Origin of the sequence: Nonomuraea sp. NPDC049421 (assembly GCF_040677005.1) — a bacterium.
In the GTDB taxonomy this organism is placed as follows: domain Bacteria; phylum Actinomycetota; class Actinomycetes; order Streptosporangiales; family Streptosporangiaceae; genus Nonomuraea; species Nonomuraea salmonea.
In genome coordinates this window covers 1-17439 of sequence record NZ_JBFAQA010000015.1, presented here as the reverse complement: position 1 = coordinate 17439, position 17439 = coordinate 1, and the positions used below count along the sequence as shown (strand labels likewise).

Genomic DNA, 17439 nt, shown 5'->3' with positions numbered 1-17439 from the left:
GGTGGCGCATCGCAGCCCCCACGTCTACCCACCGGTCGAGGCGCCCGCCGTGGAGGCCAGCGCGTAGGCGGGCTCTTCCCGGGTGACTTCCGGTGCGGCTTCCAGGGTGACCTCGACGTGGCCGAGGGCGTTCACGCGTACCGGATAGGCCGGCACCGAGACGCCCGGGTCGTCCAGGCAGCGGCCGGTGCGCAGTGAGAACACCTGCTTGTGCAGCGGCGACGCGACGGTCGGCTCGCCCTTCCTGGTGCCGACGATGCCGCGCGAGAGCACGTACGCGCCGCTGAACGGGTCGAGGTTGCCGAGCGCGTGCAGCTCGCCGTCGTACGTGCGGAAGACGGCCACCTGCGTGCCCTCGACGAGGGCGCAGACGCCGCGCTCGGGCAGCAGGGAGTCGTAGGCGCAGATCGTGGTCCAGCTCATCGGGCCATCACCGGCTTGATCTGGCCGCGCTCGCTGGCGAACACGATCGACGGGTCGGGCACCCCGGGCGCGTTGACGAAGCTGACGAACCTGCTCAGCTTGTCGGGGTCGTCCAGGGTGGCGGCCCATTCGTCGGTGTACGTGGCGATGTGGTGCTCCATCTGGGCGTCGAGGTCGGCGCAGATGCCGAGCGAGTCCTCCATGATCACCTCACGTAGGTAGTCGAGGCCGCCGTCCAGTGACTCGATCCAGGCGGCGGTGCGCTGCAGCCGGTCGGCGGTGCGGATGTAGAACATCAGGAACCGGTCGATGGTCCTGAGCAGTTCGTCGGTGGTGAGGTCGTTGGCGAGCAGGTCGGCGTGGCGGGGCTTGAAGCCGCCGTTGCCGCCGACGTACAGGTTCCAGCCCTGCTCGGTGGCGATGACGCCGAAGTCCTTGGAGCGGGCCTCGGCGCACTCGCGGGCGCAGCCGGAGACGGCGGACTTGAGCTTGTGCGGCGAGCGCAGGCCGCGGTAGCGCAGCTCCAGCGCGATGGCCATGCCCACGGAGTCCTGGACGCCGTAGCGGCACCAGGTGGAGCCGACGCAGGACTTCACGGTACGCAGGGCCTTGCCGTAGGCGTGGCCGGACTCGAACCCGGCGTCCACGAGCCGCCGCCAGATCTCGGGCAGCTGCTCGACCCGGGCGCCGAACAGGTCGATGCGCTGCCCGCCGGTGATCTTGGTGTAGAGGCCGAAGTCGCGGGCCACCTCGCCGATCACGATGAGCTTGTCGGGGGTGATCTCACCGCCGGGGATGCGCGGGACGACCGAGTACGTGCCGTTCTTCTGGATGTTGGCGAGGAAGGCGTCGTTGGTGTCCTGCAGCGCGGCCCGCTCGCCCTCCAGCACGTGCCCGTTGTGCAGGGAGGCGAGGATGGAGGCCACGGCGGGCTTGCAGATGTCGCAGCCGCGGCCCTGCCCGTGCTGGGTGATCAGCTCGGAGAAGGTCGTGATGCCGCGCACCCGTACGATGTCGAACAGCTCGGCCCGCGAGTACGTGAAGTGCTCGCACAATGCCTTGCTGACCTCGACGCCCGACTTCTCCAGCAGCTGCTTGAGCATCGGCACGCAGCTGCCGCAGGTCGTCCCGGCCCTGGTGCACGCCTTGATCGCGGGCACGTCGGTGGCGGAGCCGTCGGCGATGGCGGTGCGGATGTCGCCGGCGCACACGTTGTTGCAGGAGCAGACCTGGGCGTCGTCCGGCAGGTCGAGCCCGGCGCCCGCGCCGGAGAAGAGCAGGTCCGACGGCGAGGCGGGCAGCTCCTTGCCCACGAAGGGCCGCAGCGAGGTGTACGGCGCCGCGTCGCCCACGCAGATGCCGCCGAGCAGGGTGCGGGCGTCGTCGCTGATGAACAGCTTCTTGTAGATCCCGGCGACCGGGTCGAGGTAGGTGACGTCGAGCGCCCCTTCCATGGCCCCGAACTGGGCGACCTCGACGCCGAGCAGCTTGAGCTTGGTGGACAGGTCGGCGCCGCCGAACGTGGCCGTGCCGCCCATGATCTGGTCGGCGGCCACCTCGGCCATCGTCTGACAGGGCCCGACGAGCCCGTACACCATGCCGCCGGCCAGCGCGCACTCGCCGACGGCGTAGACGGCGGGGTCGGAGGTGCGCATGGCGGCGTCGACGACGATGCCGCCGCGCGGCCCGACCTCCAGGCCGGCGTCCCTGGCCAGCTCGTCGCGCGGCCTGATGCCCGCGGAGAACACCACGACCTGCGCGTCGATCAGCGTGCCGTCGGGCTTGCGCAGGCCGCTCACCTCGCCGCCGGCGTGCACGATCTCCTGCACGCCGGCGCCGGCGTGCACGGTCAGCCCGAGCCCCTCGATGTGCGACTTGAGCACCGAGCCGCCGCCCTCGTCCACCTGGCGCGGCATCAGCCAGGGGCTCATCTCCACGATGTGGGTCTTCAGCCCGAGCGCGCGCAGCGCGTCGGCGGCCTCCAGGCCGAGCAGCCCGCCGCCGACGACGACGCCCTGCTCGGCGTCCTTGGCGGCGGTCCTGATGGCGTCGAGGTCCTCGATGGTGCGGTAGACGAAGGCGTGCTCGGCGCCGGGCACCGGCGGCACGAACGGCGCGGAGCCGGTGGCCAGCACGAGCACGTCGTACGGCTCGCTGCCGCCGTCGGCGAGCGTGACCTGCCTGGCCTGCCGGTCGATGGCGGTGACCCGGGTGTTCAGCCGGGTGACGACGCCACCGGGCACGGTGTAGGTGAGGTCCTCTGCCGAGGTGCCGTTCAGGTAGGAGGTCAGGTGCACCCGGTCGTAGGCCGGTCGCGGCTCCTCCCCGATGACGGTCACGCTGCCGCTGAAGCCCCTGCTCGTGAGGGTCTCGACGAGCCGGTGGGCGGTCGGGCCGTACCCGACGACGACGATCCTGTTCACACGGAGATCCCTTCCTGCTCGCACAGCCAGCCGACGATGCCCTCCACGGCGTCGCGGCAGGTCCCGCATCCGGTGGTGGCCCTGGTCGAGGCCGCCACTCCGGCCACGTCACGGGCGCCGGCCTCCCAGCACGCCCTGATCCGGCCCTTGGTCACGTTGTTGCAGCGGCAGACGATGGCCGCGTCCGGCATCAGCGTCGGGCTGCCGGCCACGGGCGCCGCCGCGAGGCCGGGGAACAGCAGCCCGGCGCGGTCGCCCGGCAGCGGCCCGCCCCGGTCGAAGAGCTGGGTGAGGGTGCCGACGGCGTCGCTCTCGCCCAGCAGGATCGCGCCGACCAGGCGGCCGTCCCTGATGACGAGCTTCCTGTAGGTGCCGCGGGCGCGGTGGCTGAAGCGCACCACCTCGGCGTGCTCCTCGCCGAGCTGGGTCTCGCCCATCGCGGCCAGCTCGACGCTCTTGGCCTTGAGCCTGGTGACCAGGCGGGAGCCGCGGTAGAGCGCCTTGCCGCCGGTGATGACCTCGGCGGCCACGGTGGCCTGCTCCCAGGCGGGGGCGACGAGGCCGTACACGGTGCCGTCGTGCTCGGCGCACTCGCCGATCGCGAAGATCGACGGGTCGTCGGTGCGCAACTCGTCGTCCACGACGATGCCGCGCCGCACCTCGAGCCCGGCGTCGGCGGCCAGGCCCGTGACCGGCCGCACCCCGCAGGCCAGCACGACCAGGTCGGCCTCGACCAGCTCGCCGTCGTCGAGCCTGACGCCGTCGTCCTCGATGCCCGCGGCGCTGACGCCGGTGCGGATGTGCACGCCCAGCCCGGCGAGCGTCTCGCCGAGCACCTCGCCCGCCTCCACGTCGAGCTGGCGTTCCATCAGGTGGCCCGCCAGGTGCAGCAGCGTGACGGGCAGGCCGCGCCCGGCCAGGCCGCGCGCGGCCTCGACGCCGAGCAGCCCGCCGCCGATCACGACCGCCGTACGGGCCCGCTCGGCCTCGCCCAGGATGCGCTCGCAGTCGCCCAGCGTGCGGAAGGGGATGGCCCGCTCGACGCCGGGGATCGGCGGCACGATCGCGTCGCTGCCGGTCGCGAGGACCAGCAGGTCGTACGGCTCGCGCCGCCCGTCCTCGGTCACGACGTGCCTGGTCTCCCTGTCCACGTGCGCGACGGGGCTGCCGAACGCGGCCTCGACGTCGTGGGCGTCGTACCAGGCGGGGTCCACCAGGCGGACCTGCTCGGGCCGGGAGCTGCCGGCCAGGACGTTGGACAGCAGGATCCGGTTGTAGGGCCGGCACGCCTCGGCGCCGAACACGGTGATCTTCATGTGCGGGTCCCGGGTGCGCACCTCGCTGACCAGGCGCGACCCGGCCATCCCGTTGCCCACGACGACGAGCCTCATGAGTCCCTCTCCACCCTGACGGCGCAGACCTTGAACTCCGGCATCCTCGACGTGGGGTCGAGTGCCGGGTTGGTCAGCCGGTTGGCGCCCTCCCAGTGGAAGGGCATGAACACGGTGTCGCGCCTGATGGCGTCGCTGATCCTGGCCACGGCCTTGCTCTCGCCCCTCCTGCTGCTGACGCGGACGACGTCCCCCGCCGTGATGTCGAGCTGGTCGGCCAGGTCGGGGTGCAGCTCGACGTACGGCTCCGGGGCGGCCTGGACGAGCGGCGCGATCCTGCGGGTCTGGGCGCCGCTCTGGTAGTGGGCCAGCACCCGGCCGGTGCTGAGGTAGACGGGGTAGTCGGCGTCGATCTCCTCGGCGGCGGGCCGGTGCTGGACGGGCACGAATCTGGCCAGCCCGTCAGGGTGCGCGAACCGGTCGAGGAACGGCCGCGGCGTCCCCGGGTGCTCCTCCGACGGGCACGGCCAGAACACGCCGGTCTCGTCCGCGATGCGCTCGTAGGTGATGCCGGAGTAGTCGGCGGGACCGCCCGCGCTGGCGCGGCGCAGCTCGTCGAAGACCTCGACCGGCTCGGTCCCGAAGGTGTGGCCGAGCCGCTCGGCGAGCGCGGCGATGACGTCGAGGTCGCTGCGCACCCCCGGCGGCGGGTCCAGGGCCTTGCGGCGCAGCAGCACCCGGCCCTCCAGGTTGGTCATCGTGCCGGTCTCCTCGGCCCACTGCGTCACCGGGAAGACCACGTCCGCCAGCGCGGCGGTCTCCGACAGCACGAAGTCGCAGGTCACCAGCAGGTCCAGGGAGCCGATCCGCTCGGCGACGTGCTCGGCGGCGGGCGCCGAGATGATCGGGTTCGAGCCGAACAGCAGCAGCGCCCTGGGCCCCTCAGAGGTGCCCAGCGCGTCGAGCAGCTCGTACGCCGACCGCCCAGGCCCCGGGATGTCCTCGGCCGGGATGCCCCAGATGCCGGCCATGTGCGCGCGGGCCGCCGGGTCGTCGATCTTGCGGTAGCCGGGCAGCTGGTCGGCCTTCTGCCCGTGCTCCCTGCCGCCCTGGCCGTTGCCCTGGCCGGTCACGCAGCCGTACCCGGAGCCCGGAGTGCCGGGCAGGCCGAGCGCGAGCGCCAGGTTGATGAACGCGGTGACCGTGTCGGTGCCCTTGGCGTGCTGCTCGGCGCCGCGTCCCGTCAGGACGTACGCCCGCTCCACCGCGGCGAGCGCCCTGACCGCCTGCCGCATCTGGTGCACGGGCACCCCGGTGATCCGCTCGACCCGCTCGGGCCACCAGGAGGCCAGCGAGGTCCGTACGTCGTCGAAGCCGGTGGTCCGCGCGGCCACGTACGCCTCGTCCACGAGCCCGTCGGCGACCGCGATGTGCAGCAGCCCGAGCGCGAGCGCCAGGTCGGTGCCCGGGGTGGGCTGCAGGTGCAGCCAGGCCAGCCGGGCGGTCGGCGAGCGGCGCGGGTCGACGACGATGAGTCGCGGCCCGTCGAGGTGGCGGACGAACGGCGGCATGGTCTCGGCGACGTTCGCGCCGGCCAGCAGCACGACGTCCGCCTCCGCGAGGTCGGTGACGGGGAACGGCATGCCCCGGTCCATGCCGAACGCCCTGATGGACGCGGCGGCGGCCGACGACATGCAGAACCGGCCGTTGTAGTCGATCTGGCTGGTGCCGAGCGCGACCCTGGCGAACTTGCCCAGCGAGTACGCCTTCTCGTTCGTCAGCCCACCGCCGCCGAACACGGCCACGGCGTCGGGGCCGTGCTCGGCGCGGATGGCGGACAGCCGGTAGGCCACGTAGTCCAGCGCGACGTCCCAGTCCACGGGCTCGCCGTGCAGGAGCGGGGTGGTCAGGCGCTCGGTGCTGGTGAGCAGCTCACCCGCCGTCCACCCCTTCTGGCACAGCGCTCCCGGTGCGTTGGCCGGGATGTCGGTGCGCGGGCTGATGGCCGGCCCGGGTCCGATCCTCATGCCGCACTGCAGCGCGCAGTACGGGCAGTGCGTCGCCGTCACGTCAGACCCTGGCATGAGCGAGGCTCGCCACCACGTTGACGCCGACCGTGCGCATGTAGCACCACCAGGTCAGGGCGAAGCAGGAGGCGTAGAACAGGCCGAAGGCGAGGAACGCGGCGGCCGGGCTGCCGGAGGCGGCGAACGACATGCCGAACGCCCGGTTGATGAGGAACCCGCCGAGCGCCCCGACCGCCGAGATGATGCCGATGGCGGCGCTGGCCTGACGCTTGCCGTACAGCAGGGCCTCCTCGCCCTCGCCGCGCTCGGCCACGGCCTTGGCCTGGAAGATGGCCGGGATCATCCGGTACGTCGAGCCGTTCCCGACGCCCGAGGTGACGAAGAGCAGCTGGAAGGCCAGGAAGAACAGCCAGAAGTTGCCTCCCGTGCCGGCCAGCCAGACCAGCAGCACGCCGCCGCCCATCGCGGCGAAGTTCCACAGCGTGACGGGGGCGCCGCCGTGCCGGTCGGCCAGCCAGCCGCCGACCGGCCTGATGAGCGAGCCGAGCAGCGGCCCGACGAAGGCGACCGCCGCGTACGGCGCGTCGGGGAACAGGTTCTGGCTCAGCAGCGGGAAGGCCGTCGAGTAGCCGATGAACGAGCCGAACGTGCCGATGTAGAGGAACGACATGACCCAGGTCTGCGCCTTGCCCGCCACCGCGAACTGCTCGCGCGGGTCGGCCTTGGCGCTGGTCAGGTTGTCCATGAAGAAGAACGCGCAGGCTCCGGCCACCACGATGAACGGGATCCAGAACCATCCGGCGGCGGCCAGCCCGAGCGAGCCGATCACCAGCGGCATGACGAGCTGCACGGAGCTGACGCCGACGTTGCCGCCCGCCGCGTTCAGCCCGAGTGCCACGCCCTGCTTCTCGCGGGGGTAGAAGTAGGTGATGTTGGCCATGCTGGAGGCGAAGTTCCCGCCACCCAGCCCGGCCAGGGCCGCGATCACCAGGAAGAGCCAGTACGGCGTGGCCGGGTTGTTCACCGCGACACCGAGCAGCACCGCGGGAATGAGCAGCAGCGCGGCGCTGACCACGGTGAAGTTGCGCCCGCCGAACCTCGCGGGGCCGAACGTGTAGGGCACCCGCAGCACGGAGCCGATCAGGTTGGGCAGGGCGACCAGCCAGAACAGCTGGTCGGTGGAGAACTCGTACGACCCCATCCTGGTCGCCACGATGCTCCACAGCGTCCACACGGTGAAGCCGAGGTGCTCGGCCACGATTGAGAAGACCAGGTTGCGCCGGGCCACCCGCCGGCCTGAGCTCTCCCAGAAGGCTGGGTCATCGGGGTGCCACTCGGCGATCCAGCGCGCCATCGACCTCTCCTACGCTCGGCGTCCGGGATCCCCAAGGTAGGAAGGGCTCATTACGCACGATGACCGTGCGTGGCCGTGCGTTCGTTACGGGTGATTCACCGCGGTAACAAGCTCCGCACAACCGTCACCCGCGAAACATGATGTTAATGATCGGTTATCGGCCTCTTGCTGGGGTAACAGCACTCAGACAAGGGGGGAAACATGATCAAACAGCTGCACAAGATGGGCGTTAAGTCGGGCCACATGTACACCTGCGGCCTGGCGTCGATCGCGCTGGCCTTCGCCAGCTGGGCGGTGTCCACGAAGGCCGAGAAGGCCGGGCTCGACCGGGCCGACCGGTGGGGCATCTTCGTCGGCGAGTGGGCGCCGACCTTCTTCGCGATCGGTGTCGCGCTGCGGATGGAGGAGACCCACCGCGAGCTCGACGAGTCCGAGATGGGCATGTTCGATCAGTCCGAGAGCACGCGGAGCAGGACGCACGCCGGCGTCTGAACCGTATGTGTCACGCAGGTCACGTCACCGTGCGTGACCTGCGTGGCCGTGTGCGGGGGTGTTCTCAGCCGGCCAGGCGGCGCAGCGGCTCGTCGGTCAGCCGGTAGCGGTACCACTCGTTCTGGTTGACCGCGCCGAGCTTCTCGTAGAAGGCGATGGACGGCTCGTTCCAGTCGAGGACCGCCCACTCCAGGCGCTCGTAGCCGCGCTCCGCGCAGACGCGGGCCAGCTCGCGCACCAGCGCCACGCCGTGGCCGCCGCCCCTGTGCCGCGGGCGGACGTACAGGTCCTCCATGTAGACGCCGTGCACGCCGCGCCAGGTGGAGTACGTCAGGAACCACAGCGTGAAGCCCACCACCTCGCCGTCCTGCTCGGCCATGTGCGCGAAGGCCGCGGGGTGGTCGCGGAAGAGGGTGTCGTGGAGCTGCTCCTCGGTCACCCGCACCTCGTGTGCGGCCTTCTCGTACTCGGCTAGCTCGCGGATCATGCTGACGATCTCGGGCACGTCAGCGGGTGTGGCGGGACGAATCATGGCAGACAGGGTACGTGCCCTGGTCCAGCGCCCGCGCCTCGCCGAGGCCCCGGCGTGCGCGGTGGGTGTCGGCATCCGGGACACTGGTGCTGGTCACGTTCGAGAAAGGCAGACACCCATGGAACAGCGCGTTTTGGGACGTACCGGACGCCAGGTCGGTGTGGTCGGCCTCGGCGCCTGGCAGCTCGGCGCCGACTGGGGCCAGGTGACGGAGTCCGACGCGGTCGCCACGCTGGAGGCGGCGGTGGACGCGGGCGTCACCTTCATCGACACCGCCGACGTCTACGGCGACGGCCGCAGCGAGCAGATCGTCGGCCGCTTCGCCAAGAACCACCCCGGCCTCACGGTGGCCACGAAGATGGGCCGGCGGGTGGAGCAGATCCCCGCCAACTACGTGATGGACAACTTCCGCGCCTGGAACGAGCGCTCCCGCCACAATCTCGGCGTGGACACCCTCGACCTGGTGCAGCTCCACTGCCCGCCGACGCCGGTCTACTCGACGGACGCGGTGTTCGACGCGCTCGACACGCTGGTGGCGGAGAAGAAGATCGCCGCGTACGGCGTGAGCGTCGAGACCTGCGAGGAGGCGCTGACCGCGATCGCCCGTCCCGGTGTGGCGACCGTGCAGATCATCCTCAACGCGTTCCGGCTCAAGCCGCTCGAGCAGGTCCTGCCCGCCGCGCGCGCCGCCGGGGTCGGCATCATCGCCCGCGTCCCGCTGGCCAGCGGCCTGCTGTCGGGCAAGTACGACGAGCACACCACGTTCTCCTCCGACGACCACCGCTCGTTCAACCGGCACGGGGAGGCGTTCGACGTCGGGGAGACGTTCTCGGGCGTCGACTTCGCCACCGGCCTGGAGGCGGTCCGCCGCCTGGCGCCGCTGGTGCCGCCGGGGGCGACGATGGCGCAGTTCGCGCTGCGATGGATCCTCGACCAGGAGGGGGTCTCGGTGGTGATCCCGGGCGCCCGCAACCCCGCCCAGGCCCAGGCCAACGCCGCCGCCGACGCCCTCACGCCGCTGGACGACGCGGCACTCTCGACGGTCCGCGAGGTCTACGACGAGCTCATCCGCCCCCAGGTCCACGACCGCTGGTGACAGGGCGGTCCGGCGTCCCGCCCGGAGCGGCAGAGGCACCGTCAAGCGGCGGCAGGTCTGGTGACCTCGCCGGTCACCGCCACCTATCTCGCCGTCCGGGCGGGACTACCCGCCGGGGACACGCCCCGGCCGGGTCTCCCTCCACCTTCGTCCCGTATCGGCGCCCCGGCAAGGGCCTTTCATGCTCGAAGCCGCCAGAGGATCACGACCAGCAGGGCCAGCGCGCAATACATGGCGATGACGGCGACCTCGCCGAGCCAGGCGTACCCGGACTCGGCCAGCAGGGCGACCGCCCCCGCCCCCACCACCGCCCATCGCAGCGCGTCGAGCAGCGTGACGTCGTAGTGGTCACCGAAGGGGCGGATGTACCGGATCACGACGTCCACCACCGCCCAGAGCGTGACCAGCGCCCCGGCGGAGTACCCGAGCCAGAACGCCGAGTACGTCCCCTGCGCCGCATGCGCTTCGAACAGCGCGACGACCGACAGACCGGCCATTCCCAAGGCGAGCCACCCCGCCTTGCTGCCCGATTTAAGGTCGCCCACCCCGAGCAGGCACAGCCACCAGCCGATCGGGTCGAACAGCAGGTCGAGCCCGCCCACTCGGAGGGCCGCGAAGGCGACCAGCAGCCCGATCGCGATCTTCAAACCCGGCTGGGCGGGCGCCGCCGGGGGCGCCGGCTCCTTCAGGACCACTCGTCGCTCACCGCCTCGTTGCACGCCTCGGCCGCGAGTCCGCGCTGCCAGGCCAGCGTCACGTCGTCCCCCAGCCCGGAATAGCGCCAGGAGTCCGGCACCGCCTCCGACTCCCCCGACCACAGCGGGGTCCGGTAGGTGAACCGCACCGGCCGCGGCTCCCTCGGCACCTTCGCGCAGTCACCGACGTGCACGCTTCTGGAGATCGAGACCAACTCGTAGGCCGCGACCCTGACCGACGCCCGCTCGCGCTTCGTCCCGTCAGGGGGCAGCAGGCGCAGGCCGGGGACGTCGAGCGCGATCCCCGTGACCGTGAACGGGACCGGCCCCTCGTTCCAGACTTCGAGCGTCATGGAGGTGACGAGCCGCCCGGCCTCGTCGCGGTAGGACAACCCTTCGTCGGCCGTCCAGGCGGCCCGTGGCTCCGTCGCGCCCGCCCACGACAGAATGGCGACGACGACGGCGAGCACCGCACCACTCCAGCCCACCGCCCCGGACCCGGATAAGCGCCGACTACCGATGCCTAATCGCCGCCATATTTCATCAGGATGCATGGCACAGCACCTTATATCGTGGCCCGGTGATGATCTGGGTGTTGGGGCTCGCCGCCATTTCCGCGGCGGCGATGACGGTGTCGCGGGAAATGCTCACGAGGTTCGCCACGCTGAGCGGTTATCCGGTCACCATGGAAAATGCGCCGCAGGTCATCGCGTATTTCTCGCGATTACGCCGATGGCGGCTGGTCGCCGTCGTCCTGGCCGTTCCGGTGGCGGGTTTCACCGGCGACCCGTTCTATCTCGTCGCCGGCTGGTGCACCGGGCCGCTATTGGCGGCCAGGCGCGTGCCGTTCTTCGCGATGGCTGTCCCGCGTGCCCTGTGGCTGACGTCCGTGACCGCCGCCGCACTGGCCGGCGTCCACCTGGTCCTGTCGGATGACCCGGGCCGAACGCTGCTGCCGCACGCCGCCGTGGCCGTCGCCGTCGCGGCGGCCGTGACGCTCGCGGACCGGCGCCCGCGCATGGAGGATCAGGATCAGGCCGCGCGAGCGCTGGGCGCTTGGTCGGCGCGGAACGTGCACCTCGTGGGCAGCGCGGTCGTGCTGGCGAGCGTCCTGCTCGCCCCAGGACGCCCGCCCCAGGACGAACCGCCTGGCCACAACGGGCCCGCCGAGGTGCGGGCGATCCCGGCCACGTTCGAGACCGTCGACGAGCACGACGCCCCGACCTGCCCGTGGTTCGACGAGACCGTGGCCCCGTGCCGGTTCTGGCTGGTCAACGGCGAGCCGTTCCCCCAGGCCGCCCCCTATGTCGCCGAGGCGGGCAAGGCACCCCGTAGCGCCCCCTTCGCCGTCGCCCCGAACCGCAAGGCGGTGGTCTACCTGCACGCGAAGGACCGCCGTCTGACGTACCAGGACGCCGGCGGCAGCCGCCCTCTCACCCCGCCCCTGGCCGACGCCGATGTGCCGACCGTCACCTTCAAAGGCCGTTTCGTGGTCATGTCGGGAGCCGGCGCGCAGGTCGTCGACACCCGCACCTGGGTGCCGCTGCTGACCGCCGGCGCGCGGAAGGTCCACGACGTCAACGCGGCCGGCGTCGTCGTCACCAAGGGCGATCGGGTGCTCGTCCTCGACCTCAGAGGCAGGGTACGCATGCGGCTCCCGGCCGGAAAACGCGGCGACGACTATCACCTGCGCCCCGACGGCCGCCGGCTGGTCGTCATCCGGTGGGCGAAGCAGCGCGCGGAAACCTATGACCCGGCCACCGGAAAACGCCTGTCGGCGGTCACGTATCGCTTTCCCGGTGAAGACTGGCTGGAGAATGTGCCGGGCTGGTCGAAGGGCGGGCGATTCCTGCTGCACAGCGCGTACCAGGACCGCTCCTATTCGCTCGACCTGGCGACCGGGAAGCTGACGCCGCGGTGAAAAGGCGGCGGCCCCCCGGTTACCCTACCGGGGGGCCTGAGAGAGGCCGCCATATCGCGGTGCCGGCGGCGTTTAAGAGGACGGGTCAGTCATCACGACGTGCGCTCGACCATTGAACCATCGGGGCAGGAAAAGAGCCCCGAACCGGATTCGAACCGGTATCTCACCATCACAGCCCGTCCTCGGTCGATCCGGCACCTGGCGGCGAATGCTGAATCTGGAGCGAGAATCTGAGTTTCAGGCGGCTGCCTCTACCAATTGGGCCACCGGGGCGCGTGAATGCCCCGGGGAGGACTCGAACCTCCATGTCACCGCCGATCAGCTTCAGGCGTCAGCCTCAGCTTGCGCTCCTGGCGCACCCCCGCCCGAAGGCGAGGGGGTCTGGGGGAGGGTTCACCCGAACAGGTAGGTGAACACCTTGTCGCCGATCTTACGGTCGGCGACCTGCGTGCCGTTCGCCTCCTCACGCGCGTACTTCACCGCGTCCTGCAGCTTCTGTACGCGGGTCAGCAGCTCGTTCACCCGCCGCTGCGGCAGCGCGCCGGAGAAGGCGACCTTCGTCCAGTATCCGACCACGACGTCCTCGTTGTACACCTGCACCTGCGCCGGGTGCTTCTCCGTCGCCTCGGCGAGCACGTGGTTGCGCGGCACCTTCTTGGTGCGGGTGGTCTTGACCGGGTCGGTGCGCCACGTGTCGGTGGCCTCGTCGCGCGACCAGGTCTCGGCCGGGTCGAGGGCCGGCAGCTTGGAGACGAACGTGTAGACGTCGGTGAGCTGCTTCTCCAGGAAGAGCAGGTACGTCACCGGCACGTCCTCCAGCAGCACCTCGCCGTCGACCCGCACGCTGGCCTTGGCCTCGCAGTTGGCCCAGTCCTTGGTGGCGGTCACGTCGAACAGCCGGGTCAGCGTCGTGCCGACTCCCTTGAGCACCTCTTCGGCCTGCACCTGCACGCGCGTCGACTCGGGCGGCAGCTGCTCGCCCTCGTCGTCGATCGGCTGGTAGGTGCGGGAGAGGCCGGACAGCAGGGGCGCCTTCTGGATCTGGTGGTAGGCGTCCGTCACCTTGCGCTGGACGTCCGACTTCACACCCTTCTCGACCGCGAGGATCTGGTTGAGCTTGGTCACGAATCAACCCTAGAGGTCCGGCGAACCCGGACACATCCGGTTTTCTGCCAAACGCCGGGGTCCCTCCTGGCAAGGAGGGACCCCGACGTCCGGCGGACGTTGGCGCTCCAGGGCCCCCACTGGAGCGATGCCAGGTTAGTAGCTTCATGTCCGTTTTGTGAAGATATGCGGACCATTCCGCTGCGCCACCGCGACATTGACTTTATGTAGTCAATCGATTACTACTCGTTGGGTAACTGATGGCAGCAGGAAGGACACGTTCCGTGCGCAAGACTCTCACCGCCCTCGCCGCCGCGTGCTGCGCCCTGGGTGCGGCCGCCGCCCCCGCCCAGGCCGCCCCCGCCGGCAACGCACCCTCCTGCGTGGTCGTCTGGCAGACGACCGGCACCATCACCAAGACCGGCTACGCGCGCAACGACTGCAGCAGGACGCTGCGCCTGAAGATCGTGTGGGCCCACGGCACCGACGGCCAGTGCCACACGGTCCGCCCCGGCGGGACGATCTGGTCGAAGGTGGCCCGCGGCGTCCGTACGTTCGACGGCGCCAACTCCTGCTGACCTCGTGAGCACGGCGAGGCCGCCTGGCCTCGCCGTGATCTGCAACCGGTTGCACCGCGTTTCCAGCGGAAACAGGCGGCGAGCGTCTGGATCACCGCAATGGGTCGGCATATGCTCCGGGCGGTCCCGAGCGTGACAGGGAGAGTCGCCCGTGCTGAGCCGCCGCGCCGCCATGCGTGCCCTGGCGATGTCCGCCATCGCCGTCCCCATCCTCACCCCCGAAGCCGCCCTCGCCCGCGAGTCCGGAACGCCTGCAACGCCCACTGCTTGGACTCGTGCGAACCGCATCGCCGCGCGCGTCCGCCCGCCCGCCTTCCCGCACCGCCGCTTCGACATCACTCGCTTCGGCGCGCGCGGCGACGGCACGACCGACTGCACCGCCGCCATCCGCACCGCGATCAGGGCCTGCCACCGGGCGGGCGGCGGCCACGTGGACGTGCCGGAAGGCCGCTGGCTCACCGGCTCCATCCACCTGCTCGACCGCGTGGACCTGCACGTCAAGGAGGGCGCCACGCTGCTGTTCAGCACCGACCCGAAGGCGTACCTGCCGCTGGTGCCGACCCGGTTCGAGGGCGTCGAGCTGTTCAACTACGCGCCGCTCATCTACGCCTACGGCCGCAGCGATATCGCCGTGACCGGGTCGGGGGTGCTCGACGGGCAGGCCGGCGACGAGCACTGGTGGCCGTGGAAGGGGTCGGGCGACCACGGCTGGGAGCCGGGCGAGCCGACCCAGGCCGCCGCGCGGGCCGCCCTGTTCGCCCAGGCCGAGCAGGGGGTGCCGGTCGCGCAGCGCCGCTACGGCGAGGGCGGTTACCTGCGGCCCTCCTTCATCGAGCCGTACCGGTGCCGCAACGTGCTCATCGAGGGCGTCACCATCGTCGACTCCCCCATGTGGGAGATCCACCCCACCTTGTCAGAGAACGTCCTCGTCCAGAACGTCACCGTCGTCTCCCACGGCCCCAACAACGACGGCTGCAACCCCGAGTCCAGCCGCATGGTGGTGATCAGGGGCTGCACGTTCGACACCGGCGACGACTGCATCGCGATCAAGTCGGGCCGCAACGCCGACGGCCGCCGGGTGAACGTCCCCAGCGAGCACATCCTGGTCGAGAACTGCACCTTCCGCGACGGGCACGGCGGCATGACGATCGGCAGCGAGATGTCGGGCGGGGTGCGCGAGGTGTTCATCAGGGACTGCGCGATGTCCAGCCCCAACCTCGACATCGCGCTTCGGTTCAAGACGAACTCCGTACGCGGCGGGTTCATCGAGGGCTTCCACGCCAGGGACCTGGAGATCGGGCAGGTCGGCGGCTCGGTGATCGACGTGAACTTCTTCTACGAGGAGGGGCCTGGGCACGGGTTCAACCCGTCCGTACGCGGGATCGACGTCAGGGACGTGACCGTGCGGACCGCCAGGCGCGCGCTCAACCTGCGCGGCTACCCGGAGGCGCCGATCCGCGACGTCACCCTCACCGACGTGGACTTCGGCGCCACCGCCACCCCGAACGTCCTCGAGAACGTCGAGAACCTCGTCCTCGAGAACGTCACCGCGAACGGCGTCCCCGTCACGGCCTGAGAATCGCCAAGCTCTCCCGCCAGTCCGCAGGCATCTCGTACCTGGTCAGGCTCGCCTCGCCCGGCCTCCACAGGGCGACCACACCCTTGTGGTCGCTCTCGCGGGGGTGGTCGTCCGCCGTGGTGACGAAGCCGCCCGCGAGCACCAGCCGGCCGGCCGGCGTCCAGCGCATGCGGCGGCTCTTGACGTCCACGGGGAGGGGCATGGACGGGACGTGCGTCCATGCGAGCGAGCGCGTGTCCAGCACCCAGACGTCGAGCGACTCGTGCGCGCCGGGGGTGGGGGTGAGGAACGGAACGGCGACGTACGTGCCGTCCGAACTCACCTCGCCCTCGGCCACCACGCCCGTGCCGCTCGGCCTGCCGACCGGCCGTTCCTTCCCACCTGGCACCACCAAGGCGAGCCGCCCGTCCTTCCGCTCGACCAGCAATTCCCTGGACGTCGCGGCGACGATCCGCGGATAGCGGGCGGTCTTCCGCAGACCGTCATGGGTCAGGAGCAGCGACTCGCGCCGGTGCCTGGCGTGCAGCCCGTAAGGCGTGTCGGCGTAGGGCAGGGCACCGCAGGGGCTCCACCTGGGGCGGCGCAGGATCGTCCCGTCCTCGGCCTGCTCGCGTACGGTGCAAGGACCGCCGTACTCCGGCTGATCCGTCACCCAGAAGCCCGAGCCGTCAGCGGCAGGGAACGCGTTCCAGCCGCTGGCCAGCTCGACCGCCTTTGACCCTTTGAGCAGGTACAGCCGCACCTGGTTGACGCCAGGACCACTCGCGGCGATCACCGTGTGCGGCCCGTGGACGGTGGCCGCGAGGGTGACCCTTCGATCCGCCGGCAGCCCGGTCACAGGCGTCGCGGCGCCGGTGTCCACGTCCACGATCCTCGTGCCGCCCACCAGCAACCGGATCCCGCTCGGCCGTGGGCTCTCCGTGGCCCGTCCGGCCTGGGGAGCAGCGGCACAACCCACCGCGAACAGCAGCACGAGCACCGGCCCCACCCTGCCCGCCCACATGCGGAGAAGCTACCGGAAAACCCTCTCTCGTAGCATGCGAAGATCCTGGTGCAGATACGACGCGACGAAAGAGACCCCCGCCATGGCCGTCATCCACCACACCACCCTCAAGCCGACCAAGCTGGAGCTGCTCACCGCCTGGCTCCCCACCCGCCCGTGGTACCGCGGCTCGACCGCGCCCGAGCTGTCGAAGGCGGGCGGCTTCCGGCTGGACGATCCCGAGGGCGCGGTGGGCATCGAGTTCATGGTGGTCAACGACACGTCAGGCGGCCGGGCGACGGCGTACCTGGTGCCGCTCACGTACCGGGGAGCTCCGCTCGCGGACGCCGAACACGCCCTGATCGGCACCGCCGAGCACGGCGTGCTGGGCCGGCGCTGGGTCTACGACGGCTGCCACGACCCCGTCCTGATCGCCCAGCTGACGGCCCTCCTCGAAGGCCAGGTGACAGCCCAAGACCAGAACACCACCGACACCCCCGACCCCACCATCACCGTCTCCTACACCGCGACGCCGGCAGGCCCCGCTGAGACCGGCACCACCGACGACAGAGACGGCACGATCCTCCCCGGCCCGTCCGGCGCGGCTCTCCGCCTCCACCGCGTCCTCCAGCCCGCGGCCCCGCCGGCCACAACCGGCCACATCACCGGCCCCTGGTCCAACTCCGACGGCACCAAGGCCAGCGGCCCTTTCCTCACCGTCCACCCACGACATTGAGCGACCGCAAGGCCATCGGCCGGACGCCCACGGGAGGGGCCGGCCGGACGATTCAGCGCTGCTTGAGGCGGCAGGGCCGTTGCGTTCTCGACGGGTGAGACTGTTGAACCCCTGAGCCGGGTGGGCAAGTAGAGGCGCCCCAGTGCGGAGATGACGAACGCGACCC

At 71.0% G+C, this 17439-nt stretch carries 16 protein-coding genes and 1 tRNA gene; 6 read left to right on the top strand and 11 right to left on the bottom strand.

The genetic code is table 11. The annotated features are described in order from the left end of the window. Positions 1-24 precede the first annotated feature (24 nt). Genes nirD through AB0K18_RS25050 form a run of 5 tightly spaced genes read right to left on the bottom strand, consistent with a single transcriptional unit; the run spans position 25 to position 7558 of the window. Positions 25-423, bottom strand: a complete 399-nt coding sequence (gene nirD, locus AB0K18_RS25070) for a nitrite reductase small subunit NirD (protein ID WP_364363460.1) — start codon at positions 421-423, stop codon at positions 25-27. Then, positions 420-2846, bottom strand: a complete 2427-nt coding sequence (gene nirB, locus AB0K18_RS25065) for a nitrite reductase large subunit NirB (protein WP_364918358.1) — start codon at positions 2844-2846, stop codon at positions 420-422. Before nirB ends, nirD begins: the two co-directional genes overlap by 4 nt. Continuing rightward, positions 2843-4237: an FAD-dependent oxidoreductase gene (locus AB0K18_RS25060; protein ID WP_364918355.1), complete on the bottom strand. Its 1395-nt coding sequence runs from the start codon at positions 4235-4237 to the stop codon at positions 2843-2845. Before AB0K18_RS25060 ends, nirB begins: the two co-directional genes overlap by 4 nt. After that, positions 4234-6261: a molybdopterin oxidoreductase family protein gene (locus AB0K18_RS25055; RefSeq protein ID WP_364918352.1), complete on the bottom strand. Its 2028-nt coding sequence runs from the start codon at positions 6259-6261 to the stop codon at positions 4234-4236. The genes AB0K18_RS25060 and AB0K18_RS25055 overlap by 4 nt, the downstream gene beginning before the upstream one ends. Further along, positions 6248-7558: an MFS transporter gene (locus AB0K18_RS25050; RefSeq protein WP_364918349.1), complete on the bottom strand. Its 1311-nt coding sequence runs from the start codon at positions 7556-7558 to the stop codon at positions 6248-6250. The genes AB0K18_RS25055 and AB0K18_RS25050 overlap by 14 nt, the downstream gene beginning before the upstream one ends. 201 nt (positions 7559-7759) lie before the next feature. Between AB0K18_RS25050 and AB0K18_RS25045 the strand changes: the two genes are divergently transcribed. After that, the gene (locus AB0K18_RS25045; protein ID WP_345387581.1) at positions 7760-8050 is read left to right on the top strand and encodes a hypothetical protein; all 291 of its coding nucleotides are present in this window, start codon (positions 7760-7762) and stop codon (positions 8048-8050) included. A 64-nt stretch (positions 8051-8114) separates the two neighbouring features. On the opposite strand, the gene AB0K18_RS25040 is transcribed toward AB0K18_RS25045, so the two are convergent. Then, positions 8115-8582, bottom strand: a complete 468-nt coding sequence (locus AB0K18_RS25040) for a GNAT family N-acetyltransferase (protein ID WP_364918346.1) — start codon at positions 8580-8582, stop codon at positions 8115-8117. Between the two features lie 118 nt (positions 8583-8700). Between AB0K18_RS25040 and AB0K18_RS25035 the strand changes: the two genes are divergently transcribed. Continuing rightward, positions 8701-9678, top strand: a complete 978-nt coding sequence (locus tag AB0K18_RS25035) for an aldo/keto reductase (RefSeq protein ID WP_364918343.1) — start codon at positions 8701-8703, stop codon at positions 9676-9678. A gap of 179 nt (positions 9679-9857) precedes the next feature. On the opposite strand, the gene AB0K18_RS25030 is transcribed toward AB0K18_RS25035, so the two are convergent. Together AB0K18_RS25030 and AB0K18_RS25025 are read right to left on the bottom strand one after the other, a co-directional pair. Beyond that, positions 9858-10373 carry a hypothetical protein gene (locus AB0K18_RS25030; RefSeq protein WP_364918340.1) on the bottom strand — a complete coding sequence of 172 codons (516 nt, stop codon included), beginning with the start codon at positions 10371-10373 and terminating at the stop codon, positions 9858-9860. Further along, positions 10364-10843 (bottom strand): hypothetical protein, encoded by a 480-nt coding sequence (locus AB0K18_RS25025; RefSeq protein WP_364918338.1) that lies wholly within the window; start codon positions 10841-10843, stop codon positions 10364-10366. The genes AB0K18_RS25030 and AB0K18_RS25025 overlap by 10 nt, the downstream gene beginning before the upstream one ends. A 110-nt stretch (positions 10844-10953) precedes the next feature. Between AB0K18_RS25025 and AB0K18_RS25020 the strand changes: the two genes are divergently transcribed. Beyond that, a complete protein-coding gene (locus AB0K18_RS25020) occupies positions 10954-12294 on the top strand; it encodes a hypothetical protein (RefSeq protein ID WP_364918335.1) in 1341 nt (446 codons plus the stop codon). 135 nt (positions 12295-12429) lie between these two features. Here AB0K18_RS25020 and AB0K18_RS25015 read toward each other — a convergent pair. Together AB0K18_RS25015 and AB0K18_RS25010 are read right to left on the bottom strand one after the other, a co-directional pair. Beyond that, a tRNA-OTHER gene (locus AB0K18_RS25015) sits at positions 12430-12567 on the bottom strand. Between the two features lie 120 nt (positions 12568-12687). Next, the gene (locus AB0K18_RS25010) at positions 12688-13419 is read right to left on the bottom strand and encodes a hypothetical protein (RefSeq protein ID WP_364918332.1); all 732 of its coding nucleotides are present in this window, start codon (positions 13417-13419) and stop codon (positions 12688-12690) included. A 263-nt stretch (positions 13420-13682) separates the two neighbouring features. On the opposite strand from AB0K18_RS25010, the gene AB0K18_RS25005 reads away from it, so the two are divergent. Both AB0K18_RS25005 and AB0K18_RS25000 read left to right on the top strand, forming a co-directional pair. Beyond that, positions 13683-13976: a hypothetical protein gene (locus AB0K18_RS25005; RefSeq protein WP_355413230.1), complete on the top strand. Its 294-nt coding sequence runs from the start codon at positions 13683-13685 to the stop codon at positions 13974-13976. A 151-nt stretch (positions 13977-14127) separates the two neighbouring features. Continuing rightward, on the top strand, positions 14128-15552 hold the full coding sequence (locus tag AB0K18_RS25000; RefSeq protein ID WP_364918329.1) for a glycoside hydrolase family 28 protein: 1425 nt from the start codon (positions 14128-14130) through the stop codon (positions 15550-15552). Here the strand turns inward: AB0K18_RS25000 and AB0K18_RS24995 are convergent. Then, the gene (locus AB0K18_RS24995) at positions 15542-16558 is read right to left on the bottom strand and encodes a hypothetical protein (protein WP_364918327.1); all 1017 of its coding nucleotides are present in this window, start codon (positions 16556-16558) and stop codon (positions 15542-15544) included. The two genes, AB0K18_RS25000 and AB0K18_RS24995, sit on opposite strands and share 11 nt — an antisense overlap. An 82-nt stretch (positions 16559-16640) precedes the next feature. Between AB0K18_RS24995 and AB0K18_RS24990 the strand changes: the two genes are divergently transcribed. Further along, entirely contained in the window at positions 16641-17273 is a 633-nt protein-coding gene (locus AB0K18_RS24990; RefSeq protein WP_364918324.1) for a 1,4-alpha-glucan branching protein, read from the top strand. The last annotated feature ends 166 nt before the right edge of the window (positions 17274-17439 follow it).